At 45.7% G+C, this 21685-nt stretch carries 16 protein-coding genes and 1 tRNA gene; 5 read left to right on the top strand and 12 right to left on the bottom strand.

Annotated features, from left to right (window positions below; all coding sequences use genetic code 11):
* Nucleotides 1-32 precede the first annotated feature (32 nt).
* The 4 genes from OGH69_RS04730 to OGH69_RS04715 form a co-directional block, all read right to left on the bottom strand.
* The gene (locus OGH69_RS04730) at nt 33-383 is read right to left on the bottom strand and encodes a phage holin family protein (RefSeq protein ID WP_265173299.1); all 351 of its coding nucleotides are present in this window, start codon (nt 381-383) and stop codon (nt 33-35) included.
* Nucleotides 384-591: 208 nt separating this feature from the next.
* Entirely contained in the window at nt 592-1692 is a 1101-nt protein-coding gene (locus OGH69_RS04725) for a DUF4407 domain-containing protein (protein ID WP_265173298.1), read from the bottom strand.
* Nucleotides 1693-1814: 122 nt separating this feature from the next.
* On the bottom strand, nt 1815-3557 hold the full coding sequence (locus tag OGH69_RS04720) for a M56 family metallopeptidase (protein ID WP_265173297.1): 1743 nt from the start codon (nt 3555-3557) through the stop codon (nt 1815-1817).
* Entirely contained in the window at nt 3554-3925 is a 372-nt protein-coding gene (locus OGH69_RS04715; protein ID WP_265173296.1) for a BlaI/MecI/CopY family transcriptional regulator, read from the bottom strand. The genes OGH69_RS04720 and OGH69_RS04715 overlap by 4 nt, the downstream gene beginning before the upstream one ends.
* Nucleotides 3926-4144: 219 nt before the next feature.
* On the opposite strand from OGH69_RS04715, the gene OGH69_RS04710 reads away from it, so the two are divergent.
* Nucleotides 4145-4564: a DoxX family protein gene (locus OGH69_RS04710; RefSeq protein ID WP_265173295.1), complete on the top strand. Its 420-nt coding sequence runs from the start codon at nt 4145-4147 to the stop codon at nt 4562-4564.
* A 30-nt stretch (nt 4565-4594) separates the two neighbouring features.
* Here the strand turns inward: OGH69_RS04710 and OGH69_RS04705 are convergent, their stop codons facing one another.
* The 5 genes from OGH69_RS04705 to OGH69_RS04685 form a co-directional block, all read right to left on the bottom strand.
* The gene (locus tag OGH69_RS04705; RefSeq protein WP_265173294.1) at nt 4595-5101 is read right to left on the bottom strand and encodes an endonuclease V; all 507 of its coding nucleotides are present in this window, start codon (nt 5099-5101) and stop codon (nt 4595-4597) included.
* A complete protein-coding gene (locus tag OGH69_RS04700) occupies nt 5098-5793 on the bottom strand; it encodes a hypothetical protein (RefSeq protein WP_265173293.1) in 696 nt (231 codons plus the stop codon). The genes OGH69_RS04705 and OGH69_RS04700 overlap by 4 nt, the downstream gene beginning before the upstream one ends.
* Complete coding sequence (locus OGH69_RS04695; protein ID WP_265173292.1) at nt 5783-6322, bottom strand: RNA polymerase sigma factor; 540 nt, start codon at nt 6320-6322, stop codon at nt 5783-5785. Before OGH69_RS04695 ends, OGH69_RS04700 begins: the two co-directional genes overlap by 11 nt.
* Entirely contained in the window at nt 6322-6759 is a 438-nt protein-coding gene (locus OGH69_RS04690; protein ID WP_265173291.1) for a WG repeat-containing protein, read from the bottom strand. Before OGH69_RS04690 ends, OGH69_RS04695 begins: the two co-directional genes overlap by 1 nt.
* A 114-nt stretch (nt 6760-6873) precedes the next feature.
* Entirely contained in the window at nt 6874-8262 is a 1389-nt protein-coding gene (locus tag OGH69_RS04685) for a dipeptidase (RefSeq protein WP_265173290.1), read from the bottom strand.
* A gap of 144 nt (nt 8263-8406) precedes the next feature.
* Here OGH69_RS04685 and OGH69_RS04680 point away from each other — a divergent pair.
* The 3 genes from OGH69_RS04680 to OGH69_RS04670 all read left to right on the top strand — a co-directional run bounded on the left by OGH69_RS04680 (nt 8407) and on the right by OGH69_RS04670 (nt 16693).
* Nucleotides 8407-8488: transfer RNA gene (locus OGH69_RS04680), tRNA-Leu, on the top strand.
* Between the two features lie 450 nt (nt 8489-8938).
* Nucleotides 8939-15817: a T9SS type A sorting domain-containing protein gene (locus OGH69_RS04675; protein ID WP_265173289.1), complete on the top strand. Its 6879-nt coding sequence runs from the start codon at nt 8939-8941 to the stop codon at nt 15815-15817.
* Nucleotides 15818-15835: 18 nt separating this feature from the next.
* Complete coding sequence (locus OGH69_RS04670; RefSeq protein WP_265173288.1) at nt 15836-16693, top strand: PorT family protein; 858 nt, start codon at nt 15836-15838, stop codon at nt 16691-16693.
* A 319-nt stretch (nt 16694-17012) separates the two neighbouring features.
* Here the strand turns inward: OGH69_RS04670 and OGH69_RS04665 are convergent, their stop codons facing one another.
* A complete protein-coding gene (locus OGH69_RS04665; RefSeq protein ID WP_265173287.1) occupies nt 17013-17507 on the bottom strand; it encodes a hypothetical protein in 495 nt (164 codons plus the stop codon).
* Between the two features lie 104 nt (nt 17508-17611).
* On the opposite strand from OGH69_RS04665, the gene OGH69_RS04660 reads away from it, so the two are divergent.
* Nucleotides 17612-18652 (top strand): DUF4238 domain-containing protein, encoded by a 1041-nt coding sequence (locus OGH69_RS04660; protein WP_265173286.1) that lies wholly within the window; start codon nt 17612-17614, stop codon nt 18650-18652.
* Between the two features lie 68 nt (nt 18653-18720).
* Here OGH69_RS04660 and OGH69_RS04655 read toward each other — a convergent pair whose 3' ends face one another.
* Both OGH69_RS04655 and OGH69_RS04650 read right to left on the bottom strand, forming a co-directional pair.
* Entirely contained in the window at nt 18721-20274 is a 1554-nt protein-coding gene (locus tag OGH69_RS04655; RefSeq protein ID WP_265173285.1) for an SGNH/GDSL hydrolase family protein, read from the bottom strand.
* Between the two features lie 11 nt (nt 20275-20285).
* Nucleotides 20286-21536 carry an OmpP1/FadL family transporter gene (locus tag OGH69_RS04650; protein ID WP_265173284.1) on the bottom strand — a complete coding sequence of 417 codons (1251 nt, stop codon included), beginning with the start codon at nt 21534-21536 and terminating at the stop codon, nt 20286-20288.
* Nucleotides 21537-21685: the final 149 nt, after the last annotated feature.

Below are 21685 nucleotides of genomic sequence, written 5' to 3'. Positions count from 1 at the left end.
ATCATCATGTTTGGGTCGTAAATTACTCCTGTTTACCCCCTTTTATCCTCTTTTTTCATCCCCGATACCAGCGACTGGCAGAATGAAAGCACGAGACTGAAAAGCAGCGCATACCAAAACCCGTCGACGGTAAATCCGGGCACCAATTCGGCACATAGCAGGATGATGACCGCATTGATAACCAGCAGGAACAGGCCAAGGGTAAAGATGGTCGCCGGGAGCGTAAACAGCACCAGCAGCGGCTTTACAAAGATGTTGAGCAAACCCAGCACCACCGCAACCAGCAGCGCCACCATGAGGTTGGGCACATTGACACCGGGCAGCAGTTGCGATAAGATCAGTACGAAAACCGTCGTAAAGAATATATTGATAAGCGTTCTCATAATTGTAAAGGATTACTGTAAAAATACAAAAACCCTTGTGAATACAGAGGGTTTTTAGGGAAATTTTAAACGTACTCTCACCGGCCCTTTCCAAAGGAGAGGGTGATGGAACGTGACACTCATACTGATAATCTACTTGGATACATTGAGATTTCTCCTGCCGTCGAAATGGAAAAGCTCAAAACTTCCGCAATCTCAAAATTGAAGACTACATAACCCCTTTCTGCTTTTCGGCAAACTTATCAGCCTGCATTTCAAGCATTTCAATAGCTTTCTTCTTTTTGTAATTGTAGAGTTCGCGGTCATTGCGTATCTCGGCATATACATCATCATAAATACCTGCATCAGTTGATTTTAGCAGTTCACGCTGGTAATTGTTTTGGTCCAGGTTGGTCTTTATGGCCATTTCGGCATCCTCCAGCTTAAAGTCGTATTCCCCTTTCGGAGAAAGCAATTTAGCGATGATCGGTGAAGTCTCGATAGCCAGGAATAACAGCATGATGAAAAATGAGGGCAGCCACGGCAGTTTATTGAGTGCGTTGATGCGCGCCATCAGGCCGTCAAAGCTATCGATGACGGGTTCCGAAGCAGTTACTTTCTTGTCGAGGTCAGCCTTGAGGGTGGCGGCTTCTTTCTCTTTAGCGGCTATTTTATCGTTATTAGTTTTCCGAAGGGCTTCAAGCTCTTTCAATGCAGCATCATGTTTATCGCGCTTTTCTTTATACACAGGGCCTTTACCCAGCTTCATGGTGCCTTTGGTACCTTCGGCCTCGGTAATGTAGGTACTGTAAAGCGTATTTACTTCCTTCTCCTTTTGGGCAATTGCCGATTTCAGGCTGTCTGTCTCCGCTTTGTTTTTGTCGAGGTCACCCTGAAAGTAGCTGGCCACCTGCTTTTTATTAGCTAAGGCCATATCGTTTTTCTCCTTTAGCAGTACAGTATCGATTTCCTTTTGGAAGATCTTTATCTCCAACGGCTTTGATATTACGATGGCAATAATCATTGCCAGGATAATACGCGGCGTAGCCTGCAAAAGCTCCTGGCCGAAGCGGTCACGCTTGCGGATAGTGGATACAATGTAACGGTCAAGGTTAAAGATGAGCAGTCCCCAAATAAGGCCGAAGAATGCCGCCATCCACACATTATCGAAGACTGTATAAAGTGCATAGCCTGCCGCTATCCATGCCATGACTGCGGTAAAGAGTACGGTTGCGCCAATACCGGCGTACTTGTTCTGCTCGCCATTGGAGCAACTGTAAATGAGGTCTTTGTCGGCCCCGGAACAGGTGATGAAAAAGCGTTTTAACATGGTGCTCGTTTTTGATGATGATGATTGATATACAAATGTAACGCGTTTTTCAATACAATGTTATAAACAGGTAGTATGTTTTACCAAATAGTGCGAAATCCGCCACAAGGGCGGATTTAAATTTATTTTTTTATAACTATTGGCAGGTTAAATAAAGTTCTTACAGGTTTACCCTTTTTCATGCCAGGCTTCCACTTTTCAGCGATTGCCTTCAACACCCTTTCAGCTTCTTGCCCCATTCCACTTGCGGGATCCCTAAGAATTTTGATATTTGACATGGTACCTTCCTTTTCTACTATAAAGCTTACATAAATTTTCAAAGCATTTATCTCTTCAACATCAGGCACTTTAAAGTTTTTAGCTATGACAGTAAAAAAACCTGTCATGCCTCCCGGGAATTCCGGCTGTTCGTCCAGGTCAGCCGGATTGTAAGGTATGTCTTGTTTCAGGTAAAATTCCACATCTTCCCAATCACCACCTTTGACAATTTTCCTATCCGCGACAACCTTATCATCTTTAAATTCTTTAGTGATTATCATAGTAAAAGTATCGCCCGGATAATGATCGTTTGAACCTTTAAGATGCTTTTCAAAATATTCCGGTGTGTAAAGCTGATAACGGAATATCTGTGGCTTTTCTTTGGTTAGTGCCTTCCTGCTCATAGTATAGCCCGAGTAATAAGCAAAATCTTCCGGTTTGTACTTATTCAGGATTGCATTATCAACTTCTTTACCGTCAATTTGCAGGGCATAGCCTTTTTTATCCTTAAAACGTTCATACTCCTCTTTTGTAGGATGTTTTATCATGTATGCCTCAGGTGCATAAAAATGATATTTTTGCTTTTGCTCTTCGGTCAGGTTTTCAAACACTTTATCTATCCTTACATCATTGGCTTTGTCATCTATGATTACACGAACGCCTTTATAATATGCGTCACGCCTTTCGTTATTGGTTTGCCGGGCATCAAGCATAACCTGAACTGATTCCTTACTTACAGGTTTCTCCTGCGCAACGGTCTCAATGCAAAGCAAGGCAATCAACCCCGTAATAACAGGCACTGCCGATAGCTTCAGCATTAGCGCCTTGGATTGTGTAGTGGCTTTTGTCATCATGGTAAAACGTTTTTTGGTTATAGAAAAATTAAGGCTGCTGGCCAGTGGGTACAGGGTGGCCGGATGGGCCTTTTGCAGCAATAGCATTTGGTAGCCGGCAACATCGGCTCCGGCGACCACCACTTCATCCGCAAGAAATTCATGGTTGAGCTGCATGGCCTTCTTGTAAAAATACAGTGCCGGATTAAACCAGAACACGACTTTCAGCATCTCGATAAAAAGTACGTCCAGCGTGTGTTTTTGGTTTACATGTACCAGTTCATGCGTGAATAATTCCGGCTCAATGGCCCGGAGGCTATATCCTTCTTTATTAATGAAAATGCAATTAAGGAATGTGTGCGGCAGTATTTCCTCTTCCACCAATACCAGCCGGGCATTTTTGTATGGAATGATTTCATTGCTACGGATCTTCACCATCATTCGTGATATATTGACCTTAAACCGTAGTATTAAGACAATCGCCACCAATATGTAAATGCCCAAGATTATATAAGACAGATAATCAGTTTCTTCGACTACAGGAGCAGCAAAGGCAACCGGGGCATACGGCAGGTTTTCCATAACCGGCATAGATTCGGTAACAGCTTCAGTATACACTTCAATGGTCAGGAACGGAAGTACTAATGAGAAAACGACCGAGGCCAGCAGATAAAACCTGTTGAAACGGTGCATTTTCTCCCTTTCTAAAAGCAAATGGTACAGCCCGAGCAAGGCCGCCATGCTTATGGTTGATGTGATGAGGAAATGGCTCATTGCTTTTTCTTTTGGATTTCCTTGTCGATGATTTTGAGGAGTTCTTCGAGTTCCGATGCGCTTAGGTCGGTTTCTTTCGTAAAGAAAGACGCAAACTGCGCTGCCGAATTATTGAAGAAGCTTTTTATCATTCCGTTTACCTGTTTCGAGAAGTAACTGGATTTTTCCACCAGCGGAAAGTACTCCCTGCTCTTACCATACTCTTTATACCCCACAAAACCCTTATCAGCCATTCGCTTCAACAAAGTTGCTACGGTAGTTGTGGCCGGCTTGGGTTCAGGGAAAAGGTCGAGCAAGTCTTTCATGAATGCCTTTTCCTGTTTCCAAAGGAGTTCCATTAGTTGTTCTTCAGTTTTTGTTAATTGCATTGCTCTACAGTTTTAGAGTTATTTCTACAAATGTAGAATAAATATTTATATGTGCAATAAGTGTCAGGATTTTTTCTTCATTTTAACGTTTTGACAAAATAAAATGAGTTTTCAATATCAAAACTCATTAAGACTCAAATATCTTACTTTAAGCAACTTACACTTGCTAATAAAAACATTTTCTTATCTTTAATGCATCAACCAATCAATCATTATGAAATGAAAAACAATGTACACACCTCAAAAACCCAGGATGCCTTAAGGGTATTGCTGGGCCTGTTGCTGCTGTTTACCGGTACCAGCCACCTCACGTTCGCCCGCACCGACTTTTTGGCGCAGGTCCCGGACTGGGTGCCGCTGGAAGACGACCTCGTAGTACTATTATCCGGCATTGCAGAAATAGCTTTGGGACTAATGCTTGTGGGTCTTGGAAAATACAAAGTGTATGTGGGTTGGCTTGCGGCAGTATTCTTCATTGCCATATTTCCGGGCAACTACGCGCAATACAAAAACCAGGCGGATGCTTTTGGCCTGAATACAGATAATTTAAGGCTGATTCGCTTGTTCCTTCATCCGTTATTGGTGATATGGCCATTGTGGAGCACAGGCGCATGGAAGGCGGCCTTTGGAAAAAAATAGTTTTCAGACTCAGTGTTATAAAGCAAAACTTTAATCAATCGCCTTTGTCAGTCCATCGAGCTTTTGGAGCAGTGTGGGCATACGATAAGCACCATGCATCTTTATGATGTTATGGGCAGCTACAGCAATTTCCAAACCAATGGCCGTAACAAACATCGGATTTTTGCTTTCGCCCCGGTATACCGGCGCCTTGAGTTTTTCGATGGTAGCAAAGTTGGTTTTAGCTATACCAACGACAGGTATTTTACCACGCAAGGCGCTGTACAAATGGCCGCCAAGACCGTATGTGCCATTATCATCCAGAAAGACAAATCCATCAACAATGATACAGTCAATTTGCCCAGTGTCAATTTGCTTTAGCAGGCTGAGAATGCAGGGCAGTTCCCTTTTGTAAAAATTTCCCGGTTCATACTCTGCTATGCCCTCTATTATTTGAGAATATACGCCAACCGGCTCCGCATCCTGCCAGTTGGTGAATTTCAGAGCTACGGTTTTTGCCTTATTGTCAAAGTAGTAGGTGTCGAATGCAAGTATCATTCTGCTAAAATAGTGAAAGTACCTTTACTAGGCTTAGCAGGGAGTGAGTCTCTCGATATTGCTACTGTTTCATGAACAATAAGGGGTTTTGCCTTGCTGCGGTTTACTGTATCGCTGCTTTTAAATTTTATGGTCTGGGGAGCTATCGGCAAGACAACCGAATTAATTGTAATGGTTTCAGTCTCTATGGTTTCATTCAAAAGTTTAAATGTTGCAGGCTCTGACCGGAACTTACTTTCGACCAATTTTAATGAATCCGAAAAAAAATGCGTTTCAGGTATAACCGGCAGTTTTTGCACACCGGTTAGCGGCAACAACCGAATATGTACCGGGGCAGGCTTTAATACATTTGTCTTTTTCTTTTTTACGGTGTCTGTTATACGGTTTATATCCTTCTGTTCCGGTTTAATGACTACAGGAACTGTTATTTGCCCTGCGGCCTTCACATCCATCTTAGTTTCTTTACCCACTTTTCCCCGGTTGTTTGCTATAATCCAAATTACAAGAGCCATTACAATAGACCCTGAGAGCAACAGGAATTTGCCGGACAACCCCTGCCTGCCCGTTTTCGAAGACAGAGCCGAGGGTTCTGCAAGCTTTTTTTCGATTCTGTGCCACAAATCATTCGAGGGAACTTCGTCAAAGTCCACTGCCCTGCCTTTAAAAAATTCATATAATTCATTATCTTTCATGGCTTCCCTTGTTAGTAGCAGGACTGAAAAAAGCCTGCTTTAGTTTTTCTTTTGCGTAATGTAGCTGTGATTTTGAGGTGCCTTCGGATATGTTTAGCTGCTTAGCTATTTCGGTATGTTTATATCCTTCAATTGCATAAAGGTTGAATATTATTCTTGCTCCTTCAGGCAGTGTCCGCAGCATCGCATCTATATCGCCGCATTGTGTTAGCCTTTCATCGTAGACAGGTATTTGCACAGCATCTGTAGTTACTTCCGTATTGAAATTGGTTTTTTTACGCAGTTCCATCAGGCAGCAATTCACAGCAATTTTCAGTATCCAGCCCTCAAAACTGCCATCCCTTTTGTACTGAGAAATATTTTTAAACACGGCGAGGAAAGCGTTCATAACCATTTCTTCTGCGCGCTCTTTATCTTTCATATAACGCTTACAAACACCAAATACCTTATCGCCATATCGTTGGTAGACATGGTTTTGAGATGACCTGTCCTGTCTTAAGCAACCGGCAATGAATTCATGTTCAAGCATTAGTTTGTTTTGAGTTTGCCACGCTTTATTTCAACTTGGGTGTATGCCGGTTCTACTACAACTATTCCGCTGCAATCTATGAAACCGTAAAGTCCGTCGAATTTTACCAATATCCAATCGCTATTGTATTCACCCGGCTTGCCTATCTCGTCATAAATTACATCCGTTACCGGATTGCCGTCCACATCAATAAGGCCGAATAAATTCTCTTTCTTAACAATCGCCATGCTTCCGCAGTAATCACCAAATCGCCCTATCTCATCATAAACCGGTGGTATTACCTCCTGTCCCATGTCATCTATATAGCCAATGTTCCCGTCTCTGTAAACTTTGACCCATCCTTCAGTAAGCGGTTCTTGCACTATTACAGTTTCAATTACCTGTCCTGATGCAGCCGCTGTAAAAGCAAATAAAATTGGTAAAATGATCTTTTTCATAAAAATGTATCTAATGGTTCTATTCTTAAAGATGCGGGACAATATATAAAAGGTTGGAATTCCTATAAAAAAATCCGCCGAAGCGGATTATATATATTTCATCAATATCAATAACTACTTAGACATTTCAGTAAAATGCTTGTAGAACAATGGAATCGTCTCGATACCTTTCATGTAGTTGAAAATGCCGTAGTGCTCGTTCGGCGAGTGTATCGCATCGCTGTCAAGGCCAAAGCCCATCATGATGGTTTTGCTTTTAAGCTCTTTCTCGAACAGCGCTACAATAGGGATACTGCCTCCGGAGCGCACCGGTATCGGCTTAATACCAAAGCTCTCTTCGTAGGCTGCGGCGGCGGCACGATATCCAATGCTATCGATAGGTGTAACATAAGCCTGACCTCCGTGGTGCGGCTTCACTTTTACGCGCACGCCTTTTGGGGCAATGCTTTCAAAATGCTTTGTGAACAATTCTGTAATCTCGTTCCAGTCCTGGTCAGGCACCAGGCGCATCGATATTTTGGCGTAAGCCTTGCTGGCAATTACCGTTTTGGCCCCTTCGCCGGTATAGCCTCCCCAAATACCATTCACATCAAGTGTCGGGCGGATGGAGTTGCGCTCGTTGGTTGTATACGTCGCTTCACCGTAAATATCCTCTATATCCAATGCTTTCTTGTAATTCTCTAAAGAGAATGGCGCTTTTGCCATCTCGTCACGTTCTTCGCGGGAAAGTTCCTGCACCCTGTCATAAAAACCCGGAATGGTAATATGGTTGTTCTCATCGTGCAGCTGCGCAATCATCTTTGCAAGGATGTTGATTGGGTTAGCTACCGCACCACCATACAAACCGGAGTGCAGGTCGCGGTTAGGGCCGGTTACCTCTACCTCTACATAGCTAAGGCCACGAAGCCCGGTGGTGATAGATGGCTGCTGATTGGAGATCATCCCTGTATCAGAGATAAGGATCACGTCATTAGCCAATTTTTCCTGATTGCGCTCTACAAACCACGCAAGGCTTGGCGAACCTACTTCCTCCTCACCTTCTATCATGAACTTTACGTTGCAGGGCAGGGAGTTGTTTTGCACCATATACTCCAGAGCTTTTACGTGCATATACATTTGGCCTTTGTCGTCGCAGGCACCGCGGGCAAATATGGCACCTTCCGGGTGAAGCTCCGTTTTTTTGATCACAGGTTCAAACGGGGGTGAATCCCAAAGGTCGATCGGGTCCGGTGGCTGAACATCGTAGTGGCCATAAACAAGTACAGTTGGAAGATTGGGATCAATTATCTTCTCGCCATATACAATAGGATAGCCTGGCGTTTCGCAAAGCTCTACATTGTCACAGCCTGCTTTTTCGAGGCTTTCCTTAACGGCATCCGCCGTATTAATAACATCCTGCGAGTAGGCGCTGTCTGCGCTGACAGATGGTATTTTGAGTAATTCTATAAGTTCGTCAATAAATCTTTGCCTGTGCTGCTGCACATAGTTTTTTATGTTATCCATTTAAAATTAGTAATATACGTTTGTCAGTCAAAAGTACGAAAAAATAAATTTTAAAAATTTTCGATTTTCGCTTGCAAAGCTGGAAAACGTTCGTATATTTGCACTCGCAATAATGAAACAACGCTACTTGTTCATTTAAAGCCTGCGGGTGTGGTGAAATTGGTAGACACGCCAGACTTAGGATCTGGTGCCTCACGGTGTGTAGGTTCGAGTCCTATCACCCGCACAAAAGCCTCTGACTAATCAGGGGCTTTTTTTATGCACTTAAATGATTTGTAATATTAGGACACAGAATTATATTACAGTTAATATTTACTTTTTAAATAATTTATTTAAAAAGTAAATATCTTACAAAAAAAATGAAAAAATTTGTATTTTATCTGTTAAACTTCTATATTTGAATTGTTAAAACTGCTTTTAGCCCCTTATAAAAGCTCCCGAAAGGAACAAGTTTTAATTACGGTGTTTAATTTTTTATAAATCATTACCAACGCATTTAGCATTGACGAATCCATACACTGTTTGGATAGCTTTTTGATAACGACCAACTAAATACTATAATATAAAAAAGGTGTAAATTCTCACATATTTCCTAAGCCGGCTCTGGCACTAAACAAATTTCAATAACTAAATCCAGCACAACCAAAACCAAATAAATAAACCAAAACCAACCAATATGAAAAAAACATTACTTTATTGCTGGCTGCTGGCATTATTTGCCACAACCCATATTTACAGCCAGGCTTTTACCGAAAATTTTAATGACATTACTACTCTTTCCGGGAGCGGATGGTTTACACAAAACAATAGCCAACCTGTAGGAGTATTATCGTGGTTTCAGGGAACCAATATTGGCGCTGGAGGACCTTTTGACGCCTATAATGGTGCAGCAAATGCTTACTTGGGAGTTAATTTTAACAGCACCAGCGGGGGGACCGGAACGATTAGTAATTGGTATCTGATGCCAAACAGAACAATCCGCAATGGTGATGTACTGACTTTTTATACCCGCAACTATGGTGTTGGACAAGTTTATCCTGACAGATTGGAAGTAAGACTTAGTACTAACGGCGCCAGCACCAACGTAGGGACAGGAGCGTCAGCACTTGGCGATTTTACAACGCTCTTACTATCTATAAATCCTACGCTTACAACAACAGGGTATCCGAGTAGTTGGACACAATACACCATCACTGTAAGTGGACTTTCTGCTCCTACTTCGGGCCGGATGGCTTTCAGGTATTTTGTAACCGCTGCAGGACCTACCGGAACAAATTCTGATTACATAGGTATTGATGCTGTAAATTACACACCTTATACCTGCCCTACATTAACCGTAAGCGCACCTGCAGGAGGGATGACCAACGGCTACGAAGGAGTGCCTTATTCAAAGCAATTTTCACAAACCGGAGCACTGGGAACACCAACTTATAATGTTACAGGAGGAGCTTTACCTCCCGGCATGACGCTTTCTGCCTCGGGATTACTAAGCGGTTCTGCAACAGCCATTGGGACATTTAATTTTACGGTGACCGTGAATGATAATAGCGGATGTTCTGCATCCCAGGCATTTTCAATTACAATCAATCCCTGTACTGTAGCTGCAACGCTATCGCAAACCAATGTCTCTGTAAATGGTGGCGTAAATGGTACTGCGACAGCCATTGTAACCGGTGGTGCAGGGCCTTATACTTATTCCTGGACACCATCAGGCGGTACAGGTGCCTCCGCAAACGGCCTTTCTGCAGGGACGTATACCGTTACGGTAACTGATGCCGTAGGATGCACCACAACTGCAACAGCAACAATTACTGAACCACCGCTTATTTCGGTAACTGTTACAGGAAATGAAACCTGCGAAGACACCGCGGCTACACTTACTGCAAGCGGAGCTGACAGCTATATTTGGTATGACTTGCCGGCAGGAGGCACACCTATAGGCTCCGAAAATCCGTTTACAACTCCTGTACTCACAACTGATACAACTATATATGTTGAAGGTGTTAATCTTGGGCCACAAAATACAGTTGAAACTACTTTTGCTTCGGGAAATAACCATAGAGGTAATATGTTCAACGTAGTTTTTACTTCAGATCGGGTTATTACCGGATTTGATGTAAGTCCAATGGGAAATACTACAATCGAGGTGTACTACAAGGCTGGCACCTATTCAGGATTTGAAAACAATCCCGCAGCATGGACATTATTGGGAAGCGCCCCTGTAATAGCTACTGGTTCAGCTGTTACAATATCAGTAGGTAACCTATCCGTACCGGCGGGCCAGACCTATGGTATATATGTTACTTCAAACTCATCATCAGTAAGTCTCAATTACTCCAATAATGCAGGTACATATACCGACGGTACACTGACAATAAATACAGGTGTCGGGCTTGAATATCCTTTCACGCAGGGAACAGGAGCAGTGTTCAATCCACGTACATGGAATGGACGCATACATTATGCTGCCACCTCCGGATCCGGTATACGTGTACCCATTGATATTACTGTAAACCCTGCACCATCTGTAAGTTATAACACTACAAACGCTAGCTGCAACGGAGGAAGCAATGGCACTATAGACCTTACAGTATCCGGTGGAACACCTCCATTTACCTATTTGTGGAGTAATGCTGCAACTACACAGGACATTTCAGGACTGGCGGCAGCAAATTATACAGTTACTGTAACCGATGCCAATGGATGTATTGATACTGCAACAATAGCCATTACAGAACCTGCGGTACTAAATGCTACTGCAGGCGCGCAAACCAATGTATCCTGCAACGGCGGAACTAACGGTTCGGCTACTGTAGCAGTAACGGGAGGAACTCCGGGGTATACCTACTCATGGGCACCATCGGGGGGCACGGCAGCAACAGCTACGGGCCTTGCGGTAGGTACCTACACTGTGACCGTTACAGATGCTAATGGCTGTACCGATACGCAATCTTTTACTATAACACAGCCTCCTGCATTAAGCCTTACTCCGGCTTCGCAAACCAACATTGCCTGCAATGGCGGATCAACCGGTGCAGCCACAGTAAATGCGGCTACGGGCGGAACAGGGCCTTATACTTATAACTGGACGCCGGGCAACCCAACGGGCGACGGGACAACTTCGGTAACTGGCCTTACAGCAGGCACATGGACTGTAACCGTGACCGATGCAAACGGGTGTACAGCTACACAATCATTCACATTAACACAGCCTCCTGCATTAAGCCTTACACCGGCTTCGCAAACCAACATTGCATGCAATGGCGGATCAACCGGTGCAGCCACGGTAAATGCGGCTACGGGCGGAACAGGGCCTTATACTTATAACTGGACGCCGGGCAACCCAACGGGCGACGGGACAACTTCGGTAACCGGCCTTGCCGCAGGAACATGGACCGTAACAGTGACCGATGCAAATGGATGTACAGCAACACAGTCATTCACCATAACACAGCCGCCAGCCTTAAGCCTTACACCGGCTTCACAAACCAACATTGCATGCAATGGCGGATCAACCGGGGCAGCTACGGTAAATGCAGCTACAGGCGGAACAGGGCCTTATACTTATAACTGGACGCCGGGCAACCCAACTGGTGACGGGACAACTTCGGTAACCGGCCTTGCCGCAGGAACATGGACCGTAACAGTGACCGATGCAAACGGGTGTACAGCAACACAGTCATTCACCATAACACAGCCGCCAGCCTTAAGCCTTACACCGGCTTCGCAAACCAACATTGCCTGCAATGGCGGATCAACCGGTGCAGCCACAGTAAATGCGGCTACGGGCGGAACAGGGCCTTATACTTATAACTGGACGCCGGGCAACCCAACTGGCGACGGAACAACTTCGGTAACCGGCCTTACAGCAGGCACATGGGCCGTAACAGTGACCGATGCCAACGGATGTACAGCTACACAATCATTCACATTAACACAGCCTCCTGCATTAAGCCTTACTCCGGCTTCGCAAACCAACATTGCCTGCAATGGCGGATCAACCGGTGCAGCCACAGTAAATGCGGCTACGGGCGGAACAGGGCCTTATACCTACAACTGGACGCCGGGCAACCCGACAGGTGACGGAACAACTTCGGTAACCGGCCTTACAGCAGGCACATGGACCGTAACCGTGACCGATGCAAACGGGTGTACAGCTACACAGTCGTTCACCATAACACAGCCTACGGTGCTCAACGCAACGGCAGGCGCGCAAACCAACGTATCCTGCAACGGCGGAACTAACGGTTCGGCTACTGTAGCAGTAACGGGAGGAACTCCGGGCTATACCTACTCATGGGCACCATCGGGGGGCACCGCAGCGACAGCTACGGGCCTTGCGGCAGGTACTTACACCGTAACGGTGACGGATGCCAACGGATGTACCGATACACAGGCATTCACCATAACACAGCCTACGGTGCTTAACGCAACCGCAGGCGCACAAACCAACGTATCCTGCAACGGAGGAACTAACGGTTCGGCTACTGTAGCAGTAACGGGAGGAACTCCGGGCTATACCTACTCATGGGCACCATCGGGGGGCACAGCAGCGACAGCTACAGGCCTTGCAGCCGGTACTTACACCGTAACCGTGACGGACGCCAACGGATGTACCGATACACAGGCATTCACCATAACACAGCCTACGGTGCTTAACGCAACCGCAGGCGCGCAAACCAATGTATCCTGCAACGGCGGAACTAACGGTTCGGCTACTGTAGCAGTAACAGGAGGAACTCCCGGATATACCTACTCATGGGCACCATCGGGGGGCACAGCAGCAACAGCTACGGGCCTTGCGGCAGGTACTTACACCGTAACGGTGACGGATGCCAACGGATGTACCGATACACAGGCATTTACGATCACCCAGCCTACGGTGCTTAACGCAACGGCAGGCGCGCAAACCAACATATCCTGCAACGGCGGAACTAACGGTTCGGCTACTGTAGCAGTAACAGGAGGAACTCCCGGATATACCTACTCATGGGCGCCATCGGGGGGCACCGCAGCAACAGCGACAGGCCTTACGGCAGGTACTTACACAGTAACGGTGACGGATGCCAACGGATGTACCGATACACAGGCATTCACAATAACTCAGCCTACGGTGCTTAACGCAACGGCAGGCGCGCAAACCAACATATCCTGCAACGGCGGAACTAACGGTTCCGCTACTGTAGCAGTAACAGGAGGAACTCCCGGATATACCTACTCATGGGCGCCATCGGGGGGCACGGCAGCAACAGCTACGGGCCTTGCAGCCGGTACTTACACCGTAACGGTGACGGATGCCAACGGATGTACCGATACACAGGCATTCACAATAACTCAGCCTACGGTGCTTAACGCAACCGCAGGCGGGCAAACCAACGTATCCTGCAACGGAGGAACTAACGGTTCGGCTACTGTAGCAGTAACGGGAGGAACTCCGGGCTATACCTACTCATGGGCGCCATCGGGGGGCACCGCAGCAACAGCTACGGGCCTTGCGGCAGGTACTTACACCGTAACGGTGACGGATGCCAACGGATGTACCGATACACAGGCATTTACGATCACCCAACCGTTAACACTTGTTGCTTCAGCAGTTCAGGATTTCCCTGCTACCTGTGTTGAGAACAGTGACGGCGGCGCTACAGTAACGGCTGCCGGTGGTACACTTCCATATACTTATGCATGGGACAACAGCGAAGCTACTGCATCTGCAACTGCACTTACGGTAGGAAACCATATTGTAACAGTTACAGATGCCAACGGATGTACAGCAACAGCTAACGTAACAATTAGCTTCAGTGATACTGTAGCTCCTGTGCCAACAGTGGCCAACTTGCCGGATATTACTGCTCAATGTAGTGTAACAGAAGCAGACGTACCGGTACCAACTGCTACAGATGAATGTGCAGGCACTATAGTAGTAACCCATAATGCTACCTTCCCAATAACAGCCCAGGGTACTACAGTAATTACCTGGACTTATGAAGATGTGAACGGCAATACAACTACACAAACACAAAATGTGGTTATTGATGATACTGTCGCGCCTATTCCAACTATAGCCAACCTGCCGGTAATAACCATGCAGTGCCAGGTGCTTACTACCGATATACCGGTACCAACTGCCAACGACAACTGTGCCGGTGCACTGGTTGCTACAACAACAGATCCACTGCTATACACTGCACTAGGCACATATACCATAACCTGGAGTTACGATGACGGCAACAACAACATCACTTCGCAAACGCAGACTGTGGTTGTAACTGAATCGGCTATCAACGCAGTGACATTTACAAACCAAACAGTAGTATATAATACTGCCGCACAAGCAATAACGGTAGACAACCTGCCTACAGGTGCAACCGTTGCCTATTCTATCAGCCCTGACACAGGATTAGGCAATGCAGCCATCAATGCGGGAAGCTATACCGTAACAGCGGTAGTAACCCCGGCTCCAAATGCGCCAAATTGCGACCCGATAACATTATCGGCTACACTGACCATAGAACAGGCTCCACAAGTGATCACTTTCGCCCCAATACCGGTTAAAAACCTCGAGGCTGATCCTGACTTCCAGCTTACTGCTACTGCAAGCTCCGGGCTTCCTGTATACTATACTTACACATTTACAGCTCCAACAGCACCGGCAACAGTGACTTCCGGAGGATGGGTCGATATGCTGACTTCGGGAATTGTACAAATTACCGCACACCAGGATGGTAATGCCAACTACCTCCCTGCTACTCCGGTAACGCAGGAACTCGTGATCAACAGCAGTGATGCAAGTATCCACACCATTACAATTGGTGATACAGAATACGCCAATCCGGGCCAGGACATTTACCACCTCATATTGTGTGAGGACACTGCAAGCTCGGTAACTGTGAACCTTGTAACCGAAGTGAATGCGACTGTTGTTCCGGGGCACACCTTTGTGATCCAGACACCGCAACCAGGCATTTACACCCAGACAGTAACAATCACATCTCAGGATGGTACAGTAACCCAAACGTTTACTGTAACAGTTGAGAAGATGTTCCAGTTCTTCGATATTGCCGTACAGAAGTTCGACAACGTACTATTGGCCAACAACAATCCTTCTACCAATGGCGGGTACTCGTTTACGGCATATGAATGGTACAAGAATGGTGTTTTGGTAAGCCGTGACCAATATTTCTCTGAAGGCCCGACCAATGACGACCTGTTGGATCCTAATGCAGAATACTACCTGAGACTGACAACTGTGGAAGGCGATGTGCTCCAAACGTGTATCGGGGAGGTAACCCTTGAGCACAGCTTCAGGATATCGGTATTCCCGAACCCGGCTGTTACCGGAAGCGAGATTACCGTTACTGCAGATTTCCCGGGAAGAGAATTTAATGATATGCGAATTGACATCCACGACATCAACGGAAGGCTGGTACATTCAGGCCAGACCAACCAGAGGGTAACGCAAATACAGCTGGGCACAGGCATTGAGGCCGGCGTGTACATTGTGAGCTGTACCACCGATAAACACAGGGAATCATTCAAGATAATCGTTCGCAAATAATCATTAGCATCTTACACCATGAAAAAATATATAAGCACTATTAAAAGCATCTCTGCCATAGCCTTTACAGGGCTATGGCTGGCATGCCCTACTGCCAATGCACAGGAAAAATCCAAATCTTCAGAGCTATCCTTTACCGTGGGCGGAGCAGCTTCCTATCTTGATTATAAGGTAGAAGGCGCCGACGTCAGCCAGGGTATAGGGTTTAACCTCAGCCTGGACTACACCTACTTCTTCTCGGATTATTTCGGGATTTCTACAGGGGCTGAATTCCAGAGGTTTAACGCAAAAACCAAGGGCACTAACCTTGAAGGAGCCTACGAAACCACTGATTTTGAACAGGAAGCCTTTGAATTCCGCTACTCGCTGAGAAGGTTTGAGGAAGAGCAAAAGGTAAACTTCCTGAACATCCCGCTAATGCTGGTGTTCCGCAATGAGGAGGCCGGTATTTATGCCCGGGTTGGGGCCAAAGTTGGCCTGCCCATATCAGGCAAGTTCAACGGCAGCTATAACCTCTCAACCTCAGGCTATTACCCTCAATATAACGCCGAATTGTTCGACCCTGCATTCATGGGATTCGGGGAGTTTGACAACATCAGGGCAGAGCGCGACGAGGTAGAGCTAAAGCCTTCATACATAGCAGCTTTCGAGTTTGGCATCATGCACCGCATCGGGAATGGCAACTTTTATTCGGGGCTGTACCTCGATTATGGCCTGAATGACATTGCCGACAAGAAAACGGCTCCTGTAGAGTATACAGTTATGAGCAATGGCGCGGGTTTCACGCACAACAGCATCATGAATTCAGAGCAGGCAGGCGAAATCAGGACCATGTCGTTCGGGGTGAAACTGAGGTATTCCTTTTTGAACTTTTAAACCAATCCATTTTTCCAATTATAAAACCATCATGGCGACATGGTGGTTTTTTTATGGGGAAAATAAGGGTAAAACATGATGATTTTAGGGTATGTGCCGGAGGATTCCTGAGGGGGTTCAGGGGTATATTTTGGGTACTCCTGAGGGTATATTTGAGCCACTCACTTTTCGGCCGGTGAAAAGTTCAAAATTTCACAAAAAACCGTCCGTTCAATTTTTGGAATGACCCGGTAAAAAGCCTTCAAAAAGTGAAAATGCATGGCTCTGCTTTCAATTACAAAAAGGCCGAAAGAGAATAATGGGATTTTACAGATTTGTTTCAATCAGTCACAGGGTATAACCGCACGCATTCTTCTGTCAGGTAATACCGGCCGTTAACGTTTATGGCATCCATGATGATAAAGCAAAGCTTTTTGCCGGAGCAGTCAAAATAGATGCTTACGTCGGTAACCTTAATCGGGTCCAGCCGCTTCCCATCACGCTTCAGCTTCACTTCCCTGTCCGATGCCTCCGTTTTTGTTATAATGACTTCCGACAGGTCCAGTTCCATCTCTTTGGCTGTGTCCTGCCATTTTTGGAACCGTTGCATTGCCTTGAGCGTATACTTTTCAAAAGCCTCCGGGATCATGGCATCCGGAATCGTAGGGTCGATCTGTTGGCTAAAAGCCTTTATCACTTCGGGCGTAGCCAGGAAGGTTTCGTAGCTTTTGGCATCGTTGGCCCGGCAGGCTTCAAAAACCTTGTTGGCAAATTCGGTAGCTGTGGCCTGGGCCAAGGCGATGCAGGGTAGGAGGAATAGGACGAAGTATTTCATAAATTGATTTGAGGCTAAGATAATAAAGTGTAAGCAAATGAATGCTTATATATAGAGTCTGCTAATTAGATAATATTATTAACTTATGCACATATATTTACTACATGGAAAAATGTAAACTTTGTAAAAAGAATGATGCTACACAAACTGGTTCACATATAGTACCCGCATTTATTCTTAAAACTTTATTTGAGAGAAATAAAGAATTTGTAGTTACTATCAGCAAGACAAATGTAGTCAAGAATGTGGGGAGAGAATTGTCTCCAGAAAAAATTCAGGAGTACATGGGAAGACAGTTAACCGATAAAGAACTCGAATCTAATCACATCCCATTTATACAAGATTATATTTTTTGTCCACAATGTGAAAAGAACTTAGGGTATCTTGAATCAACTTATTCGGAAGCTATCCATCAAAAGTATAACAGAGTCAATATAACCGAAAGTGAAATTATAAAACTTTCAAACAAATCATTTCTCATATCATTATTCTGGTACTCCATTATTTGGAGAATGTCAATAGCGCACGAAAATCCTTTTACTTTAAAAAGTAAAGAAGAGAACAAATTAAGAGATTATCTGTTCTTTAATCTGAAATCTTCTCTTAAATCATTAAAAAACTATATATCAGAAAAACCAAATGAATGTATTTATCCTATCGCCGTATGCCTTAATTCAAACTTTAAAAATAGAGTTACAGGTAATACCGTTGAGATTAATACAAATTATAGAAATCCCTATTTAATGCATTGTAATGAATATATAATCATCATGTATTTTAAACCTTCACAGATTAACGCAATCCAGCATTGGTTTTATGGATTAGAATATACATTCACAATAAAAGACATATTAAACTTTGACAATTCTGATTCATTTAAATTAGGATACATTAATGATGATGAATGGGATACAATCAAAGAAAACGTATTGCGAGAAATTGCTGTAACAAAGCATAAAGAATATGTGTTACTGTTCAAGTATGTTGCAAATCATTACAATTTAAATTTTAGTCTTCAAGATATAGGAAATTTCATTGAAAGAATATTATCGGATAAATTGGCGGATAGACATGATGAGCAAAGAATTCGAATCATCTTAAAAGAAGAAATTTTAAAATTAAGACCTAGAAAATCGCAAAAATGAGGATTAGTTTAAGTCCTAAAAAAAGCGCCCCTTTCAGGGCGCTTTTCACATATAGAATTTAAAACAACTTAGTTGGTAGGCAGCACGGTAGCGCCGGGGTAGCTTCCCGCGCTCACCAGTGGCAGCTTCGCATTGTAGTGCGAGTTGATCACCTTGATCACCTCGTTGGCGATAAGGGCATAACCGCGTGCATTAGGGTGTACGCCATCCAGCGAGAACATTACGGTGCTTAGGGTAGCCGTGCTGAAGTAGTTGGCCGTGTAGATTGAGCCGTCTTCAACGCGAAGGCCCGACACCAGCTGGTTCATTATGGCATTCATGTCAACCACGCCGAGGCCTTTCGCATCAGCAGCAGCCTTAATGATGTTGTTGAAGGCAGTAGTAGCCGTATTTACGTCGCTTACCTCCGCAGCCGTAAGTATGTGCTGGTCGTCAAGCGGGTAAGTAACACCGTACTTGTTCAGGGGGTCTACAGCATACGGGCTGGTTGGCGCAGTGCCTATAACCGTCCTTGTGCTAAGCAGTACCAGGTCCTGTGCGGTAGCGTGGCGTGCCTGCCCGAACACGATGCCTATAACCGCCGCCTGCTGTGCAGGTACGCCTGCCTGTGTAAGGGCGCCTGTAAGCTGTGCCTGCATGTTGGCCAGCGATTCATCCTTTATAAGCAGCGGGTTGGCTTCGGTAGCAGAAAGCAACTGCAGCCTGCTGCCCTGGCCATAGGCCGTAAGCACCTGCTTCACCGGGCCGATCAGGGAAGTGTTCAGCTGGTTGATGAGCGCTGTACCGTTCGCCTCGTTGCCTCCGCCTATGGCAGCAGCCGTTAGCGGGTTATAAGGTACGGTAGTGAAGAATGGTATGGCCGTAACATTCGGGATGGTAGCCACAACACCTTTAGCGCCATTCGACGTAAGCGTGTTGATGATCATGTTATACGATTGCTCAAATACCGGTACCGGGGTAATGTCGGCACCGCCAAGGCCGGCTGTTGAACCCGATCCTCCACTGGTAGCATAGCCCAACACGTCATTATTGCCTATCCAGTTGGTAAAGAACGTTGGGTTCTTCATCATCGCATCGCCCAGCACTGTAGAGGTAGTCGATGTAGCCATCCTTACGTAGTAGGGGTTTGCCATCGGCGGGTTTTGGGCAAGCCCTGCAGGATTGCCATAACCCTGTGCCAGCAGGTGGAAGGTCTTCGCGCCCGGCACACCCATGTTGTTAAACGCGGATGCCTGGGGTGTAAGCGTGATGGTCGACGTACCCGCTATCGGCTCCGGCCCTCCGGCAGAAGCATCGATAACCAGCCTCGTACCGAAACCGGGGATGCCGCTGATGCCTCCAAGGTTGTTAGTATCTTCAGCATACGATGGCTGCGTAAACGCACCGCCGCCTACAAGCGCAAACTGGTTGGCCAGGATGCTTGGGAACGAGTACGACTGGCTAACGCGTGACACGGTTCCGTCCATGTATCCCGAGGTAAGCGAGTTGCCTATGGCCACATAGCTGGAAAAGTCGGCATCGCCGGCGCTGTAGTTGCCGTTGCTCAGTTCGTTTTCAAATTCCGGTTCGCACGAGGCAAAGCCCGCCGCGAGTATCGCTAAGTATATTACTTTATTTTTCATAGGGATTTTTATTAGAATCTATAGTTTAAGCCAACGCCCGGAGAGAATACCACATTTTTGTACGTTCCTCCGAAGGATACGTCCGGGTTGCCGTCTTCGGAAAAGTGGTCGTATGAAGCATCCACCTCGTCGAAATGCAGGTATAGGAAAGATACGTCAACACCAAAGTTGGCATTGAACATGTACGTGATACCACCTGTATAGCCCTGAGAATCGTTCCTGGGGGTTTCCGGTGCAAAATAACCTCCCCTTACCGGACTTTCGTCGTGGTACCATCCGGCACGTAAGATGAACTTCTCGTTCGGCTTGAATTGGGTACCCAGCCTGAAGGTGCTGGCATCTTTATAGTTCCTTGGGTTAACCGATGTAGCAATGCTCGGACTTGCAAAATCAACAGTAAGTGATTCATATACATTCCAGAATGTCCTGTTATAGTCAAATGCAACAAGCCATTTGTCGTTGATCTGCCATGAGATGCCCGCAGTAAGCTCTGCAGGCAGCGGAAGGTCGGCATTGAAGGTCGTATTGGTGTAAATGCCTTGCGCAAAGGCAGGAAGGTCGCTAAAGGTGGCATCGCCGTCGCGTGCTTCCATCGTAATTTCCGAACGGTAGTTAAGGCCCAGCCTTACATCTTCCAGCGGATTGAACATAAAGCCGGCGCTCCAGCCCCATGCGGTAACGTTTTTAGCTTCGATGGTAACGTCCGACCTGTTGCCTTCCTCATCGGTAAGGCTGCGGGTAAGGTTCCTGTTGAACTCCACACCACCGGTAACGAATATAGGGCCTCCACCGATGCTGAACTTATCGCTAAGCTTGATGGATGCGATAGGCTGTACGTAAATGGCCTGGAGGTCGATGTTATTAACAAGGTGCGATCCTACCCAATCCTGGTCCCACTCCACAGCCGAACCGTAAGGGGTATATACTGCAAGGCCCACAGCCAGCCAGTCGAGCGCCTTGTACGATGCATACAGGCTGAATGGCGTACCGGTATTTTCGGTAGAGGCTTTCCAGTTGTAGGTTTCGTTCTGGAATTTTGTACGGGCAAAAAGCGCATTGGCCCCAACCGATACATTAAAGCGGTCTTTAAGGAATACCGCTCCCGCAGGGTTGAAGAAGAGTACCTCGGCACTGTTGGTTACAGCCACACCGGTATGACCCATGCCCAGCTGCTGCTGCCCCTGAAGGCTCACACGGTATCCTCCTGCAAATGCCGAAGTAGCCGTTAATGCCATCATTGTTAAGGATAATAGTTTTCTCATAGTTAAAAATAAGTGTTAGTTTCTCGTTTATTAATCTTATACCAAATTTAATATAATTTATGAATTGTACAATATTTAGGGAAAAATATTATGCATTCATAATAACATTTTTATCAATAAACGGAGGAAGTTTTTTAACATTTCGCTAA

The sequence above is a fragment of the Flavobacterium sp. MFBS3-15 genome, from assembly GCF_026107645.2.
Taxonomy (GTDB): domain Bacteria; phylum Bacteroidota; class Bacteroidia; order Flavobacteriales; family Flavobacteriaceae; genus Flavobacterium.
This window is presented reverse-complemented; position numbering and strand designations above follow the sequence as displayed.